We start from the raw sequence: 16,059 nt of genomic DNA on the forward strand, positions 1-16,059 counted from the left end.
CTAATCCTGAAGTCGCCTGCGAAACGCGTAACCCGCCCACCACACACCCAGCGCGGCGAACACCAGCAGATAACCGGCGTGCGCCCACACCGGCCACGGGGGAGAGGCGCCCGCCGTCGCCGCCCGGCACAGCTCCACCCCATGCCACAACGGCGACACGTACGCCAACGGCCGCACCAGCCCCGGCAACTGCTCCACCGGGAAGAACACCCCCGCGAACAACGTCGAAGGGATCATCACGAACCGGAACAGCAACGCGAAGTAACTGTCATGATCGATCGTCGCCGAGAACGCCGTCACCGGCGCGGCCACCGCCACCGCCAGCAACGCCGCCACCAACGGAGTCAGCACCGCCCACGGCGACGCCAACGCCCCGAACACCCCCACCACCGCCAAGAACACCACGACCGCGATCTCGACCCGGAACACGATGTACAGCAGCCAACCGCCGATCATGTCCCACACCGACACCCGCGTGGCGTACATCGCGTGCGCACCCCGGTTCCAGCGGAACTCACCGAACACCGAGTACGTGCACTCACCCACCGCCATCTGAAACGCCGTCGAAGCCAGCACCCCCGGCACGATCCACACCACGTACGGCACACCCTGCACCTGGCCGACGTAACCGCCCACCCCCAGGCCGATGCTCGCCAGGAACAACACCGGCAGCACGAACGACGAGAACAACGACGCCCGCCACAACCGCTTGTACAACGTCAGGTGCCGCTCCAGCACCGCCACCGCCGGATGCGCCATCAGTCGACCAACGTCCGGCCGGTCAGGTGCAGGAACACATCCTCCAACGACGACCTGCGCACCAGCACACTCGACGGCGTCAGCTCACGCCGATGCACCTCCGACACCGCCGCGTCACCGTCCTTGGCATACAACAAGATCCGATCAGGCAGCACGTCCACCCGATCCCCGACCCCCTCCAGCGACGGCACGAACCCCTCCAGCGCCTCCGCCCCGAAACGCAACTCCACCACCTCCGGCGACGCATACGCCTCGATCAGCGCCCGCGGCGACCCCTCCGCCACGATCCGGCCGCCGTCCATCACCACCAGCCGATCGCACAACTGCTCGGCCTCATCCATGTAATGCGTGGTCAGCACCAGCGTCACACCCCGCTGCTTCAACCGGAACAACCGCTCCCACAGCAGATGACGCGCCTGCGGATCCAGCCCCGTCGTCGGCTCGTCCAGCAACACCAGATCCGGATCGTTCACCATCGCCCGCGCGATCGTCAGCCGCCGCTTCATCCCACCCGACAACGGCTCCACCCGGCTCGAGGCCTTGTCACGAAGCTGCGCGAAATCCAGCAGCTCCTCGGCCCGCTCCCGCGCCTGCCCCCGCGACAACCCGAAATACCGCGCGTACGTCGTCAAATTCTCCCGCACCGACAGATCCGGATCCAGATTGTCCAGCTGCGGGCACACCCCCAGCCGAGCCCTGATCCGCGGCCCCTCCCGCACCGGATCCAGCCCCAGAATGCGCAACTCACCAGCCGACGGCATCGACACACAGCCGATCATCCGCATCGTCGACGACTTACCCGCCCCGTTCGGCCCCAGAAAACCGAACGCCTCACCAGGCGCCACATCCAGATCGATGCCGTCGACGGCCGTGAAATCACCGAAGCGCTTGACCAGCCCACGCGCACGGATCAAAGAAAGCTCACCAGACACGAGGCCAGACCATAACCAACCCCACCGACACTTTCGACAGGTTATCCACGCCCCATCGACCTCTTCCCCCTCGTGAACGAGGGGCCTCCCCACGGTCGCCCGTGAGGGTTCCTGCTTCACCCCCGATCGCCCGGCGAGGAGATGCTCTCCTGTTGAGGTCCTGCATCAGCTCCACAGGCGTTTCACCTCTCCGCGTTGCGGACGGGCCAGGTCCTCCACAGCGATCACCTGGATCTCCCGAACAAGCCGTGTTCTGACCCGGTGCAGATGGTCACGCCTGCCGTCGGTGATGCGGGCGTGGATGTTCGCTACGCGGAGTTCGGCCTCGGCCCGGTTAGCCGAGTCTTTCTCCTAGCGGGCCAAAGCTCGCTGGGCTCTGGCGAGCCTGCGCTGGTCGGTCCGCTCGTGGCAGGAGTTGGCGACCTTCTCGCCAGCGCGGTGACGCCCACCGCGTTCTCGGCCGGTTGGATGGCGTCCTCGCAGACTTCGCCAGGGTGAGCCGGCCGCTCCGGTAGGTGAAGGCCGATCGGATGCATTCGGCCGACAGGCGCGACTTCTTGCGGGACTTGAACCCCGCGCCCTGTTGTAGACCAGGCGGACGCAGCCGGGGAAGCTCCTCAGCCTGCTCGGAGGTTGGATAGAAACGGTACTTGAACGCCCGCTTGACCAACTGCGCCACGCGCACAAAGCAAACTTTCGTACACAAGTTCGAACCAACCCGTGCGGCACCGTGCCGCGTTTCCTCCCAGGCCTGAAGGAGTTTCGATGAACGCCATGGACACCCGCGCAGCCGCCCAACGCTTCGCCGACACCTGGCAACACGGCTGGACCCACCACGACGTCGACGCCATCATCGCCCTCTACAGCGACGACGCCGTCCACACCTCCATGCCCTTCCGAGCCCCGCACACCGGCAAACAAGCCATCGCCGACTACATCCGATGGTCCTTCACCGGCGAAAGCGACCCCCACGTCACCTTCGCCACCCCCATCGTCGACGCAGACCAGGCCGCCATCGAATTCCGCGTCCACAGCCTCGACAACGCGACCCCCACCACCCTCGCCGGCTGCGTCATCGCCCGCTTCAACGCCGACGGACTCGCCACCCACACCCGCGACTACTGGCACACCAGCCAGAACGGCTGACACCGCATCGCGCCCCACGCACGCGACGCGGCCCAACTCAACGCGAAGCCCGCACCCCGGAAACAACCGGACGAACAACAGGCATCGGACCGGACACAGGCCCAGACACCGGGGGAGCCACCGGCACAGCCGGGCGCGCGACCTGCTGCGTCTGCTCAGCAGCACGCCGCTCCGCGCACCCACCCTCACAGTAACCGTTCGTCACGATCAACCGAGCCCGCAACGTCGTGTACGCATCCCGCCCCGAGGCGGGCACAACCCCCTGACACACCGGGCATAAAACCGACTGGTTCCCCACGTGCTGCTCCTCTCGGCGCGATAGCAGAGCCTCAGCCTAAACGCACCACCCCGCCAAGGACAGCGAATCAACAGGATGTCAAACCCGCCGTAAGACGACCACCCTCCGTGAACACCCCTCCCACCAGCCCCAACGCCCCACACGCGTGCGCCATCTCACACCCGCCCACGGGACCGCACCCCACCCGCCCCGGACCGGCACCGGGGGAGAGGCGGCACGGCCCCACCGGCCGCAACAAGCCCCGATCAGCCTCGCGACGGCTCCCGGACCCCCTCCTTCCGCCACACCTTGAACAACCGGCGAGCCGAACCCCCCACAGGACCGACCGCCTCATACAGCACCGCACGCGAGACCGGCCTCGCCTCCGACACCGCCGCCACCGCCTCATCCGCCGACGTGATGGTGCGCGAACACACCTCCAGCAGATAGTCCGGAATCCGCAGCCGCGGATCCGTGCACCCCACCAGCGGAACACCCACCGCCGCCACCACCGGGAAAACCGTCCCCGGAATCCCGATCGCCACCTCCGCCCTGGCCGACGCCTGAACCGACGGCACCGAACTGATCTCGTACCGCTCCCACAACGAACGATCCTCACGCGGATGCAAACCGACCACGATCCGCTTGCCCGCCGCCGCCAACCGCTCCGCCGCCGCCAGCAGCAACTCCGTGCCCGGAGCCGAACCACCACTCGCGCCCGACTTCGTCACACTCGTCAACACCAGCACCGTCCCCGCCTCCGGCGCATGCCTGGGCAGATCATCCGTCTGCGGCGTCCCCACCACCGCGATCGGACGGCGCGTCCCCAGATAGTCGTCGAACACCTCCGCCTCCGCCGGCGACGACGCCGTCACCGCCCTCAGCCGATCGCGGAACTCCCGCGCACGCGGCGCCTCCACGGGAAGCTGATACGCCAGCGAACTCGCGACCAACGGCAGATCACGCAACCGCGCCGCACAGTCGGCGGGCCAGTCACCCGCACCGGTCACGATGAGCAGGTCGGCCTCGGGGACGTCGTCCAGAGTGGCGACCGCGACCGGATCACCCGGCGCGACACCCGACCGGTCCGGCACCAGCTGCACGACCTCCCAGCCCAGGCGCTGCGCCTCCGGGAGCAACGGCTTGGCGTGATACGTCCCCCACGGCTCGTTCGTCGCGATCAGCACGCGGGTGCGCGCCTTCCCGCCCAGCCGCTCCGCCGCCTGGGCGGCGGTGCCTCCCAGGACCGCGAGACCGGCCCCGGACAGCGCACCGGCCAGCAGGAGGGAGCGACGGGAGAGGCGGTGGTCGGACCGCGCGACAACTGACATGTCCTGAAATTTCATGGGACGGGAATCTAGGGGCTGCCCGCGACCTACCTGTGAACACGACCCGTCGCCCCAGGAAACACCGGCACGCGCCAGACGACCCCTGCACGGGTTTGACCAGCGATGACGGGGGAGAGGCGGCCACTTTTGTCAACATGCGCGCACACCCGGCGCGCTCACCACGGCCTCCTGCGCCTGGCGGAGCCCCACAAGATCAGCGAGCTCTCGCACCTGGACCATTGCGTGGGCCACAAAGACGCAGCCGCGACCGGCTCGAACGCGGTACCCGCCGGTCGCGGCCTCCAACCTGGCCTGATCGACCATGCCCACGCGGTGAAGGCGCCGATTCATCCGCGACCGGCGACGGCCAGGAGGGGAACTTCCGCCGAACGCGCCACGCCCACGCCCATAGCGGTGGCGGGCCGGCTGCGCGCAGGTGCGCCGGGGGACCGAAGCGCCCTGGCGCGCCGCCCCGATCCGGTCTACTTGACATAATGTTCATTATCGAGCAAACGGATACGGCCGAATCCAGGCGCACAACGTTCACCCGGACACGTCGCAGCCGACCTACGATCTGCCCATGAACGTCGGAATCATCGAGTTACTCATCATCGCCGGATTCCTCCTCGGGATCGCCGCGGTCATCGCCGTCATCGTTTTCGTGGCCGTCAAAGTGGCGCGCCGCGCCGCGCCGAACGCGCCGCGAGGCGACCTGGCCGCACGCGTCCGCCAGCTCAAGGCGTCCGGACGCACCGAACAGGCCATCCACCTGGTATGCGGCGAAACCGGAATGGACCAGATGGCGGCCACCCGGTTCGTCGAGAGCATCTGAGACCGTCGGCGGCCCTGAACCGCGCGCCCGCGCGGCGTACGATCGGTTCATGCGCAGCCTGGCGATCTCCACCCCGGGCCTCATCGTGCTCACCGTCGTCATCACCGCGGCGATCATCTGGCTGATCCTCCTCGCGGTACGCCTGACCAAACACCCCCGCAACCGCCCCGCCCCCAGCTCCGACCTGGTCGACCAGGCCCGCGAGCTGAAGGCGCACGGCCAGATCCAGGAAGCCGTCTTCCTGGTGCGCGGCGAGACCGGCATGAGCCACCGCGCCGCCACCCGCTTCGTGAGCCGCCTCTGACGACAAGATGCGCGATACCGGACAGAATGAGGCTTCTGTCCGGTATCGCATCGGTCGTCCCAGGTGAGGCCCGTGAACGGGCTGTCGCGCCCTCACGGAATCCGGCCTGCCGGCGCAACCGGATCGGCGCCCCGTCGAGCCGCGCGCGCCCCACACCGAGATCCGCCCGCGCGCGCCCTTCGTCTGCGCCGGGGAATCCCGGCGATCCCCCGGCAGGTCACCGTCCTAGGCTGGGCGCATGCCGCGTTTCGAGGTCGTCACGCATGTCTTCGCGCCGCCTGAACGGGTGTTCGACGTTTCGCTGGACGTGGGCGTCCACACCTCCTCGATGGCGAGATCGTCCGAGAAGGCGGTCGGCGGGGTGACCGCAGGAGGGCTGAAGCTCGACGAGAGCGTCACCTGGCAGGCGCGGCACTTCGGCGTCCGCTGGCGGATGACGTCCACGATCAGCGCCTACGACCGGCCGGGGCACTTCGTCGACGAACAGGTGGCGGGCCCTTCAGGCGCTGGCACCACGCCCACTTCTTCCAGTCCGACGGCGACGGCGGCACGGTGATGAGCGACGTGATCGAGTTCGCCGCGCCTTGCGGCCCTCTCGGGATCGTCGCCGAACTCCTGGTGCTGCGCCGCTACATGCCCGCGTTGATCCGGGTGCGGAACCAGTACGTCAAGCGGGTCGCCGAAACCGCCCCCTCAGCCGAGCGGTGAACCGGTCGTCCGCTCCCCCGCTCTGCGCGGGGTGGTGCGGTGGCGTGACCTGCTGGCCACAGGCTGTGAGCCGGCGGGGGTTTCGGTCGGGTTGCAGGTGAAGGGTTCTCCCCCGCTCCCCCGTCCTTCGCATTTCGGGTAAAGCGGGCAATTTGGGCTGGTCATGGCGGATTTTGTGCCGAACTGTCAACGCAGCGTGCACGTTCATGTCAGCATCAGATGGCATGGACGGGTCATATGGGACGGTCGATAACGCGTGGGAGACTAGGGACACGCCGTGCTCCGGCGTGCCCGGCTGACCACCGCCCGTGACCCTGGCCCCGGCACAGCGGGCCGGTCCCCCTTGTCTCCCCTCGACGAACGATTGCCCGGAGGACGTTTCCGTTGCGTATCTTGCTGCTCTGCTCCTCGTTCAACGGCCTGACCCAGCGCGCCTGGCTGGAGCTGCGCCGCGCCGGTCACGACGTCACGGTCGAGCTGGCCGTCTCGGAGCAGGTGATGCTGGAGGCGGCCCAGCTCGCCAAGCCCGATCTGGTGATCTGCCCGTTCCTGAAGGACAAGGTGCCGGCGGCGCTGTGGCAGAACCAGCGCACGGTCATCATCCACCCGGGTCCGCCGGGCGACCGTGGCCCGTCCTCGCTGGACTGGGCGATCACGGACGCGGAGCCGGAGTGGGGGGTGACGGCGCTGCAGGCGGTCGAGGAGATGGACGCGGGCCCCATCTGGGCGTATCGGACGTTCCCGCTGCCGCCGGAGCCGCCGCGCAAGTCGTCGCTGTACAACGGGCCGGTCGCCGACGCGGCGGTGGAGCTGGTGCTGGAGGTGGCCGCCAAGGCCACCGACCCGGCGTTCACGCCGGCGCCTTTGGACTATCGCCGGCCGGAGGTGCGGGGGCGGCTGCGTCCGGCGATGCGGCACGCCGACCGGAAGTTCGCCTGGTCGGATGCGACGGATGTGATCCTGCGGCGGGTGCGGGCGGCCGACGGGGCGCCGGGCGGGCGGACGGTGCTGGGCGAGGTGCCGGTGCGGGTGTTCGACGTCTACCGGGGTCCGGCGCTGTCGGGGACGCCGGGAACGCTGGCGGCGCGGCGTGAGGGTGCGGTGCTGGTGCACACGGGCGACGGGACGGTGTGGGTGGGGCATCTGCGCCGGGACGAGCCGGACGCGATCAAGCTTCCCGCGGCGGCGGTGCTGGGTGACGAGCTGCTGGAGGGGGTGGCGGAGCGGTCCGGCTACAGCGAGATCACCTATGACCGCAGCGACGGCGTGGGCGTGGTGAGCTTCGACTTCTACAACGGCGCGATGTCGACCGACCAGTGCCGCCGGCTGGCCTCGGCGTTGCGTTACGCGGTGGCGCAGGACACCAAGGTGCTGGTGGTGCGTGGTGGCGAGGTGTTCTCCAACGGCATTCACCTGAATGTGATCCAGGCGGCGCGTCATCCGGAACTGGAGGCGTGGATGAACATCAACGCCATCAACCAGGTGTGCCGTGAGGTGATCGGCTGCACCGACCAGCTGGTGGTGACGTCGGTCGGCGGGAACGCGGGCGCGGGCGGGGTGATGATGGGGCTGGGCGCCGACCGGGTGCTGATGCGTGAGGGTGTGGTGTTGAACCCGCACTACCGCACGATGGGGTTGTTCGGGTCGGAGTTCTGGACGTATGTGCTGCCGCGCAGGGTGGGGGCGTCCGTGGCCAGGCAGCTGACGCAGGCGGCGTTGCCGGTGGGTGCCGCGCAGGCGCTGGAGATGGGGCTGGCCGACGGGGTGCTGCCGGGGGCGCGGCTGGAGTTCGAGCGGTCGGTGTTGGAGTACGCTGAGCGGCTGGCGGTCTCGTCCGACTACGGTGCTTTGCTGGCGGCCAAGCGGGAGCGGCGTGAGGCTGATGAGCGGCGCAAGCCTCTGGACGCCTACCGGGTGGAGGAGCTGGCGGAGATGAGCCGCGACATGTTCGACGACCGTAGCGGTTTCAGGGCGGCGCGGGAGGCGTTCGTGTTGAAGCGGAAGGCGGTTGCGACGCCGGAGCATCTGGCGGCGCATCGGGAGCTGTCCGGCGCGTCCGCCTGGGGCCAGTGACGGCGAATCTCATATGTGAGATATGTTGTCGCTGTGACGGATGATTATCTTGTGCGGATCGGCCGGCTGATCCGCGACGCCCGCCAGCATCGCGGGTGGACTCAGCTGCAGCTGGCCGATGCTCTGGCTACGAGCCAGAGCGCTGTGAACCGCATCGAGCGGGGCAATCAGAACATCAGTCTTGAGATGATCGCCCGGATCGGTGAGGCGCTCGACAGCGAGATCGTCTCGCTCGGTTATGCCGGGCCGATGCATCTGCGGGTGGTCGGCGGGCGTCGCCTGTCGGGCAGCATCGAGGTGAAGACGTCCAAGAACGCGTGTGTGGCCCTGCTGTGCGCGTCGTTGCTGAACTCGGGCCGGACGATCCTGCGCAAGGTGGCGCGGATCGAGGAGGTGTACCGGATCCTGGAGGTGCTGGCCTCGATCGGGGTGCGGGCCCGGTGGATCAACGAGGGCAGCGACCTGGAGATCGTCCCTCCGGCCCGGCTGGAGCTGGAGGCGATGGACACCGAGGCGGCGCGCCGCACCAGGAGCGTGATCATGTTCCTGGGTCCGCTGATGCACCGCACCGAGCAGTTCCGCATCCCGTACGCGGGCGGCTGTGATCTGGGCACGCGGACGGTTCAGCCGCACATGTCGGCGCTGAAGCACTTCGGTCTGGACATCACGGCGACGGGCGGTTTCTACCACGCGCGGGTGGATCGCGGGGCGTCGCCGTCGCGGGCCATCGTGCTGACCGAGCGGGGCGACACGGTGACGGAGAACGCGCTGCTGGCGGCCGCGCGGCACGACGGGGTGACGGTGATCCGCAACGCCTCGTCCAACTACATGGTCCAGGACCTGTGCTTCTTCCTGGAGGAGCTCGGGGTGCAGGTGGAGGGTGTGGGCACCACCACGCTGACCGTGCACGGGGTGGCCTCCATCGAGCGGGACGTCGACTACTCGCCGTCGGAGGACCCGGTCGAGGCGATGAGCCTGCTGGCGGCGGCCGTGGTGACCTCTTCGGAGCTGACGATCTGCCGGGTGCCGGTGGAGTTCCTGGAGATCGAGCTGGCGGTGCTGGAGGAGATGGGCCTCGACCATGACAGGGGGGCGGAGTATCGGGCGGCCAACGGGCGGACCAGGCTGGTGGATCTGACGGTGCGGCCGTCGAAGCTGGTCTCCCCCATCGACAAGATCCATCCGATGCCGTTCCCGGGGCTGAACATCGACAACGTGCCGTTCTTCGCGGCGATCGCGGCTGCGGCGCAGGGGTCGACGCTGATTCACGACTGGGTGTACGACAACCGGGCGATCTATCTGACGGAGCTGACGCGGCTGGGGGCGTCGGTGAAACTGCTGGATCCGCACCGGGTGCTGGTGGAGGGTCCGACGCGGTGGCGTTCGGCGGAGATGATGTGCCCGCCGGCGTTGCGTCCGGCGGTGGTGGTGCTGCTGGCGATGATGGCGGCGGAGGGCACGTCGGTGCTGCGGAACGTGTACGTGATCAACCGCGGTTATGAGGATCTGGCGGAGCGGTTGAACGCGCTGGGGGCGCGGATCGAGACCTTCCGCGACATCTGACCCTGCCCCGGGGGTTCGTGGGGTGCGGGTTTTGTCGGTGCGGGCCGCTACGGTCTCCTCGTTGGATCTTCCAGGGAGGGGTGACGGTGCGGCCTGCGGAGCTCGAGCGGGTGTCGGTGGCGGAGGCGGCTGACCGGTATGTGGAGTTGGTGCGCGCCAAGACGCTGACCGGGGCGCTGTCGCAGGCCACCGCCGAGGTGTACGCGCGTGATGTGGCGACATTGGTGGAGCTGGCCGGCGAGCAGACCGTCCTCGACGACCTGACCGGCGAGGATGTCGACGGGCTGCTGCTGGCCTTCGCCCGCAGGCCCGACGGGCGGCGCAGCGACGGCGGGCGGCGGCAGAGCCCGTCGTCGCAGGCGCGTTTCCGCCGGTCGATCTCGGCGCTGTTCAAGCATGCGACGCTGGCGGGCTGGGTGCAGGTCAACCCGATGACGCTGGCGACGGTGACGGCCAGGGAGCGCGGCGGGCTGCGTCCTGAGCGGCGGGCGCTGACGCGTGAGCAGGCGCAGGGGCTCATCGGCGCGGCTCGTTCGCTCGGTCAGGCCCCGGCTGAGCCGGGCAGGCGGCGTGACCAGCAGACGGGCCTGCGTGACGCGGTGATCGTGTTGCTGCTGTCGACGATGGGGCCGCGGGTGTCGGAGCTGGTGCGGGCCAACGTCGAGGATTTCTACACCAACGACGGCGTCCGCTACTGGCGGATCTTCGGCAAGGGCGGCCGTACCCGTGACGTGCCGCTCCCCCGTGATGTGGCCGAGGTGCTGGACGACTACCTGGAGCGGGGGCGCGCCGCGAGCGCGGACAAGGCGTTGCTGCTGTCGTGGCGGGGGCGGCGGTTGGCGCGTGGCGACGTCCAGGCTGTGATCGATCGCGTGCTGGCCAGGGTGGAGTCGGGGCAGCGCCGTTCGGTGACCCCTCACGGGTTGCGGCACACGACGGCCACGCATCTGCTGGCCGACGCCGTCGACATGGACGCGGTGCGCCGGGTGCTGGGTCACAGCGACCTGTCGACGCTGGGCCGCTACCGTGACGAGTTGCCGGGTGAGCTGGAGGTGGCGATGCGCGCGCATCCGCTGCTGCGTGAGCCCAGGCAACCTCCCCAGTGAGCGGCTCCGTTTCGAGCGTGCGTTGCGCCCTGCCGCCTCGCGGGCTCGGGAGGGTCTTGCCGGTGGGCGCCAGGTCCGGCGGCGGGATGCGTGTGGTCTAGCCGATGAGGGCCTGGGTGATCTGTCGGGTGGTCTGGGTGGCGACCCGGGGGTTGACGGCGGCGTAGGAGGTGTAGGCGTTCAGGCCGGTGGCCAGGGCCCAGCCGCGGCCCCGGGTCCAGGTGGCGTCGTCCACGCCGAGCGCGGCGCGGAAGATGGCCCGGCTCCTGGGGGTCATCAGGGTGAAGGCGATGATGAGGTCGCGGGCCGGGTCGCCGATGCCGAGTTCGCCGAAGTCGATGACGGCGCTGAGGCGTCCGCCGACGGTGAGCAGGTTGCCGGTGTGGAGGTCGCCGTGGGACCAGAGCGGGGGGTGGTCCCACGCGGGGGCGTTCAGCGCCGCGTCCCACAGCTCGGTCATGGCCGCCGTGTTGAACGCGGTGCCGGACGTGGTGCCGGACGCGCCGTTGGGGCCGGTGTCGAGGTGTGCGATGGCGGCCCGCGTCGCGTCGTCCCGGTCGGTCAGCGGGCGGGCGGTGAGGTCCTCGCGGGCGTCCTCGGGCGGGATGTCGCCGGGCGTGAACCGCTGAAGGGCGGTCAGGAACTCCGCCAGTTCGACGGCGGTCTCGGCCGAGTCGGCCAGCGCCTCGACGGTCGCCACCTCGCCGTCCAGCCAGCGGGAGACGGCCCACGGCCACGGATAGCCGAAGCCGGGCTCGCCCACCCCTACCGGTACGGGGATGGCCAGTGGCAGGTGCGGGGCGAGCCGGGGCAGCCACCGGGCCTCCTTTCTGGCCTGCCCGATGGCCCCGGTGTGGTTGGGCAGGCGCACGGACAGTTCCTCGCCCAGCCGGTAGATCACATGGTCCGAGCCGGCCGGGTCGAGCCGTCGCAGGGGCAGCTCGGCCCACTGCGGGAACTGTGTGTCGACCAGGCGTCTGGCCAGGGCGGCGTCGATCGCGGGGCGGGTGTCCGTGGGAGTCTCGGTTGCCAAGAGCGGGCTCCTGCGGCCGGCCCGCTGCGGGTGGCGGGCGGTCGGGCCATCACAGCGCGTCGCGCGCCCGCCTGTCGATCGGATTTCCCGGCCGGCCGCTCGTCCGTGGCGGGGTTTCCGGGGCCTCTGCGGGCTGGGCAATTCCTTGAGCTGGAGCTCTGGTGCGGTCCCCTGTTCCGGTGTCGGGGTACGGCACCGGGCAAGCATCGTCGCGGCATTCTTCACCTGCTGCAGAGTGAGGCCGTGCTGCGTGCGGCCGCTGCCGTCCCCGAGCGACCCGAGCGGCCTGGCGGCCTGGTCTGATCCTTGGGATCAGCGACCGGCGGTCAGCCCGCTCGGCCCCGCCTGGGGCCGATTCAGGCAAATGACCAGGGACGCGGCGACTACTTCGGTATTGTCCTACTTCTATTGATCATGACGGCGAGCCCGCCGTATCGGGGTGTCAACTGGCGACTGGTCGTTGAGTGCGGCTTCGGGCTCCGCTGATTCGGGGGACAAGATTGAGAACGCGCATGCCCGACGCTTCCGCGCTGGTCATCGTGGGCCCGGCCGTGATCGCCGCCGCCCTGGGGCTGTGGCGGATCGACGGCCCCTCCTACTGGGCCGACGAAGGGGTGTCGGTGGCGATCGCCAGCCGTCCGCTGGCCGACCTGCCCACCATATTGGCCCACATGGACCTGGCGCACGGCCTCTACTACGTGCTGCTCCATTTCGTCTCCACGGTGGCGGGCACGAGTGAGTTCGCGATGCGTCTTCCCTCCGTGCTCGCCACCGCCGCGGCGACGGCCGTCCTGGCCGCGCTCGGCCGTCGGCTGGTCTCCCCCGCGACGGGCCTGTTCGCCGGGCTGATCTACGCGCTCCTGCCCGTCGTCAGCCGGTACGCCCAGGAGGCCCGGCAGTACGCGCTGGTCACCGCGCTGGTGATCGGTGTCACCTATCTCCTCGTGGTGACGATCGACGCAGGCCGGGATCGACGGTACCGGTGGCGGCCGTGGGCGGCCTACACGATCATGCTGGCGGTCGCCGGGTGGCTGCACCTGTACGCGCTGTTCATCCTGCCCGTCCACGCGGTCATCCTGCTGTGGGGGAAGGCGCCGGCTGCCGGGTGGCGGCACTGGATCGTCTCGGCCGGAGTCGCGGGCATGCTGGTGGCGCCGCTGGCCCTGGCGGCCCGCACCCAGTTCGCGCTGGTGTCCTGGATTCCCCGGCCGGATCTCGGCACCGTCCGGCACCTGGGATGGCTCGTCTTCGGGGGAAATCCCGTGGCGATCGTCACCGTCCTCGCGCTCGCCGTCGTGGGGATGTCCTGGCGTCGGCACAGCGACGGCCCGCAGGCGCGGACGATCCGCAGCGGCATGACCGGGCCTTCGACGGCGGGCATCGTGCCGGATTCGCGGCGGTCGGGGGTGGCGACGCTCGACGTCGCCGCCCCCGACGTCGCGGTGACGCCGCGTGCGCCGGCCCGGCTGACCGTGCGGACGGTGGCGCTGCCGTGGCTGCTGGTTCCCGGCGGCCTCATGGTCGTCATCTCGCTGATCGGTCCGCCCATCTTCTACCCGCGTTATGTGCTGCACAGTGTCGCGGCCCTGGCCCTGGCGGCCGGCGCCGGCATCGCGTACGCCGTCTCCTGGGCGGCTCCCCGGTTGCCCGCCGCCCGGCTGGTGATCCCCGCGGCGGCGCTGGCCGTGCTTGCCGCGTTCACCGGGCCGGCCCAGGTGGCCATCCGGCAGCCGCTCAGCAGGCCGGACAACCTCCGAGCCCTGGCTCACACGCTGCGGGACAACGCCCGCCCCGATGACGCCGTGCTCTACGTCCCCGCCGGAAATTGGATGTCCACGCTGTCCTACCCCGACTCCGTCGCCCGGCTCGACACCCGGAGTCTGAACGCCGACGGGTTCTTCGGCGAACTGTTACCCGAACAACTGCATCGGGCCGCCGGGCGGCTGGCTCGCATCTGGGTGGTGGAGGGCGAGACGAGCTACGGCAATGGCGTGCGGATGCGCGACGATCCCAGATTCCGGCGGAGCGCCCACTGGTCATTCGGCACCAGGCAACTGTCCCTGTACGAACGCGTGCCGCTGAACGGGAACGGCCGCTCTATGACATCGAACGGAATCCGGCGTTGACGGCCCGCGAAAAAGCGGACGAGGATTTCGAATCTCTCTGATCCCTGTTTCACAGGCGGGGGCCATGCGAAATGGCGCTCGGACGTCCGGCTGTCCAGGGGGTCTCGTTTCGTAGGTCGTCGCAAAACTCCAGGACTTTGCGTTGTCGCAGATCAGCGGCGTATCCGTGGATTGCTACCGGGACGCCGGGCCGTCTACGTGGGGACGGCTGGGCTGAGGCGCAGGGCGAGCTGGTCGAGGGAGACGCCGAGGACGTCGGCCAGGGCGGCGATGGTGAAGAAGGCGGGCGTGGCGATGCGGCCGGTCTCGATCTTGCGGAGCGTTTCCGCGGACATGCCGGCGGCGGCGGCGACCTCGGTGATGCTGCGCTCGCCTCGGGCCTGGCGGAGCATCAGGCCGAGCTCCTCGCCGCGGAGCCGCTCTTCGGGGGTCAGCGGTGGTCGCACCATGCCGAAATTCTATACCCAAATAGAAATACGGTATAGTTATCGTCCATGGTGGGGATCAAGACACCGGCCGAACTCGACGCCATGCGCGAAACAGGCCGGATCGTGGCACGACCCCTGCAGACAACCGTCAAACACGCCGCCGTAGTCGTCCGGCTCGACATCCTCACCACCGAGTAGACCTCCGCCCTGCCCGAACACCGTCACCACCGCACGGCCCGGGCCACGGCGCTGAGCACAGGATCCCGACCGCCACCCCTTCCGCGCCCATGGGAGCCGACCAGTCATCCCAGGGCGGTTTGCCAGAGCGGCAAAAGGATTCGCCGCGGCCTCACCATCCGCCGCATCATCAACGCCAGATCGAACGCTCTGGAGGATTGATGTCGCACCCCGCCCCGGACACGGACACCACACACCGTCTGGTCGTCTCCACCACCGGCCGCATCCACCTGGTGGAGCAGGGCTCCGGACCGCTGGTGCTGCTGGTGCACGGATTCCCCGAGTCCTGGTACTCCTGGCGCCACCAACTGCCCGCACTGGCCGCCGCCGGGTACCGGGCCGCCGCCCTCGACGTCCGCGGCTACGGCCGCTCCTCCAAGCCCCAGGACGTGGCCGCCTACCGGATGCTCGACCTCGTCGAGGACAACATCGCCGTGGTGCACGCCCTGGGCGAGCAGAGCGCGGTGATCGTGGGCCACGACTGGGGCGCCACCATCGCCGCCAACTCCGCGCTCCTCAGGCCCGACGTCTTCCGCGCGGTCGGCCTGCTGAGCGTTCCCTACGCCCCGCGTGGCGGCCCGCGCCCCAGCGAGATCTTCGCGCGAATGGGCGGGCCGCAGGAGTTCTACGTCAGCTACTTCCAGGAGCCTGGCCGGGCCGAGGCCGAGATCGAACCGGACGTGCGCGGCTGGCTCGCCGGCTTCTACGCCGCCCTGTCCGCCGACACCATGCCACCCGCCGACGCCCCGGACCCGCACTTCGTCTCCCCCGGCGGGACGCTGCGCGACCGGTTCCCCTCCGGCCGGCTGCCCGCCTGGCTCAGCGAGGACGACCTCGACATCTACGCCGCCGAGTTCGAACGGACCGGTATGAGCGGCGCGCTCAACCGCTACCGGAACATGGACCGGGACTGGGAGGACCTCGCCCGCTTCGACGGCGCCCCCATCACCCAGCCGTCCCTGTTCATCGGCGGCGCGCTGGACGCCTCCACCACCTGGATGGCCGACGCCATCCAGGCCTACCCCGCCACCCTGCCCGGCCTGGTCTCCTCCCACGTTCTCGACGGCTGCGGCCACTGGATCCAGCAGGAGCGCCACCAGGAGGTCAACGAGATCCTGACCAGCTGGCTCGCCCGCCTGCCCGCCTGAACACGCCCCCCAGGCAACACCGCCCGCCTACTGGCGCCGGGCGCGAGCGGACCGGCGGC

Annotated in this window: 17 protein-coding genes; 11 read left to right on the forward strand and 6 right to left on the reverse strand. The window is 69.7% G+C overall.

Going from position 1 to position 16,059, the window contains the following annotated elements:
* The 3 genes from ABT294_RS44955 to ABT294_RS44965 all read right to left on the reverse strand — a co-directional run bounded on the left by ABT294_RS44955 (position 1) and on the right by ABT294_RS44965 (position 2,376).
* Complete coding sequence (locus ABT294_RS44955; protein ID WP_350812628.1) at positions 1 to 759, reverse strand: ABC transporter permease; 759 nt, start codon at positions 757 to 759, stop codon at positions 1 to 3.
* Positions 759 to 1,691 carry an ABC transporter ATP-binding protein gene (locus ABT294_RS44960; RefSeq protein WP_350812630.1) on the reverse strand — a complete coding sequence of 311 codons (933 nt, stop codon included), beginning with the start codon at positions 1,689 to 1,691 and terminating at the stop codon, positions 759 to 761. Before ABT294_RS44960 ends, ABT294_RS44955 begins: the two co-directional genes overlap by 1 nt.
* A gap of 334 nt (positions 1,692 to 2,025) precedes the next feature.
* On the reverse strand, positions 2,026 to 2,376 hold the full coding sequence (locus tag ABT294_RS44965; protein ID WP_350812631.1) for a helix-turn-helix domain-containing protein: 351 nt from the start codon (positions 2,374 to 2,376) through the stop codon (positions 2,026 to 2,028).
* 80 nt (positions 2,377 to 2,456) lie between these two features.
* On the opposite strand from ABT294_RS44965, the gene ABT294_RS44970 reads away from it, so the two are divergent.
* Positions 2,457 to 2,837 (forward strand): nuclear transport factor 2 family protein, encoded by a 381-nt coding sequence (locus ABT294_RS44970; RefSeq protein ID WP_350812632.1) that lies wholly within the window; start codon positions 2,457 to 2,459, stop codon positions 2,835 to 2,837.
* 543 nt (positions 2,838 to 3,380) lie between these two features.
* Here ABT294_RS44970 and ABT294_RS44975 read toward each other — a convergent pair.
* Positions 3,381 to 4,301: a hypothetical protein gene (locus tag ABT294_RS44975; protein ID WP_350812633.1), complete on the reverse strand. Its 921-nt coding sequence runs from the start codon at positions 4,299 to 4,301 to the stop codon at positions 3,381 to 3,383.
* Between the two features lie 721 nt (positions 4,302 to 5,022).
* Between ABT294_RS44975 and ABT294_RS44980 the strand changes: the two genes are divergently transcribed.
* The 7 genes from ABT294_RS44980 to ABT294_RS45010 all read left to right on the forward strand — a co-directional run bounded on the left by ABT294_RS44980 (position 5,023) and on the right by ABT294_RS45010 (position 11,028).
* Positions 5,023 to 5,274 carry a hypothetical protein gene (locus tag ABT294_RS44980; protein WP_350812634.1) on the forward strand — a complete coding sequence of 84 codons (252 nt, stop codon included), beginning with the start codon at positions 5,023 to 5,025 and terminating at the stop codon, positions 5,272 to 5,274.
* A 49-nt stretch (positions 5,275 to 5,323) separates the two neighbouring features.
* Positions 5,324 to 5,578: a hypothetical protein gene (locus tag ABT294_RS44985; protein ID WP_350812635.1), complete on the forward strand. Its 255-nt coding sequence runs from the start codon at positions 5,324 to 5,326 to the stop codon at positions 5,576 to 5,578.
* 238 nt (positions 5,579 to 5,816) lie between these two features.
* The gene (locus tag ABT294_RS44990) at positions 5,817 to 6,134 is read left to right on the forward strand and encodes an SRPBCC family protein (RefSeq protein WP_350812636.1); all 318 of its coding nucleotides are present in this window, start codon (positions 5,817 to 5,819) and stop codon (positions 6,132 to 6,134) included.
* Complete coding sequence (locus ABT294_RS44995) at positions 6,134 to 6,286, forward strand: hypothetical protein (protein WP_350812637.1); 153 nt, start codon at positions 6,134 to 6,136, stop codon at positions 6,284 to 6,286. Before ABT294_RS44990 ends, ABT294_RS44995 begins: the two co-directional genes overlap by 1 nt.
* 384 nt (positions 6,287 to 6,670) lie before the next feature.
* On the forward strand, positions 6,671 to 8,359 hold the full coding sequence (locus tag ABT294_RS45000) for an enoyl-CoA hydratase-related protein (RefSeq protein WP_350812638.1): 1,689 nt from the start codon (positions 6,671 to 6,673) through the stop codon (positions 8,357 to 8,359).
* 33 nt (positions 8,360 to 8,392) lie between these two features.
* Positions 8,393 to 9,922: a helix-turn-helix domain-containing protein gene (locus ABT294_RS45005; RefSeq protein WP_350812639.1), complete on the forward strand. Its 1,530-nt coding sequence runs from the start codon at positions 8,393 to 8,395 to the stop codon at positions 9,920 to 9,922.
* An 86-nt stretch (positions 9,923 to 10,008) separates the two neighbouring features.
* Positions 10,009 to 11,028, forward strand: a complete 1,020-nt coding sequence (locus ABT294_RS45010) for a tyrosine-type recombinase/integrase (RefSeq protein ID WP_350812640.1) — start codon at positions 10,009 to 10,011, stop codon at positions 11,026 to 11,028.
* 97 nt (positions 11,029 to 11,125) lie between these two features.
* Here the strand turns inward: ABT294_RS45010 and ABT294_RS45015 are convergent, their stop codons facing one another.
* Positions 11,126 to 12,061, reverse strand: coding sequence for an aminoglycoside phosphotransferase family protein (locus ABT294_RS45015; protein ID WP_350812641.1), 936 nt, complete (start codon positions 12,059 to 12,061; stop codon positions 11,126 to 11,128).
* A 512-nt stretch (positions 12,062 to 12,573) separates the two neighbouring features.
* Here ABT294_RS45015 and ABT294_RS45020 point away from each other — a divergent pair.
* A complete protein-coding gene (locus ABT294_RS45020; protein ID WP_350812642.1) occupies positions 12,574 to 14,187 on the forward strand; it encodes a glycosyltransferase family 39 protein in 1,614 nt (537 codons plus the stop codon).
* A 194-nt stretch (positions 14,188 to 14,381) separates the two neighbouring features.
* Here the strand turns inward: ABT294_RS45020 and ABT294_RS45025 are convergent, their stop codons facing one another.
* Entirely contained in the window at positions 14,382 to 14,636 is a 255-nt protein-coding gene (locus ABT294_RS45025; RefSeq protein WP_350812643.1) for a helix-turn-helix domain-containing protein, read from the reverse strand.
* 45 nt (positions 14,637 to 14,681) lie between these two features.
* Between ABT294_RS45025 and ABT294_RS45030 the strand changes: the two genes are divergently transcribed.
* Both ABT294_RS45030 and ABT294_RS45035 read left to right on the forward strand, forming a co-directional pair.
* Positions 14,682 to 14,813, forward strand: a complete 132-nt coding sequence (locus ABT294_RS45030; protein ID WP_350812644.1) for a hypothetical protein — start codon at positions 14,682 to 14,684, stop codon at positions 14,811 to 14,813.
* Positions 14,814 to 15,013: 200 nt separating this feature from the next.
* Positions 15,014 to 16,000, forward strand: coding sequence for an alpha/beta fold hydrolase (locus ABT294_RS45035; protein WP_350812645.1), 987 nt, complete (start codon positions 15,014 to 15,016; stop codon positions 15,998 to 16,000).
* Positions 16,001 to 16,059 lie beyond the last annotated feature (59 nt).

This window comes from Nonomuraea sp. NPDC000554 (assembly GCF_040300065.1).
Taxonomy (GTDB): Bacteria; Actinomycetota; Actinomycetes; order Streptosporangiales; family Streptosporangiaceae; genus Nonomuraea.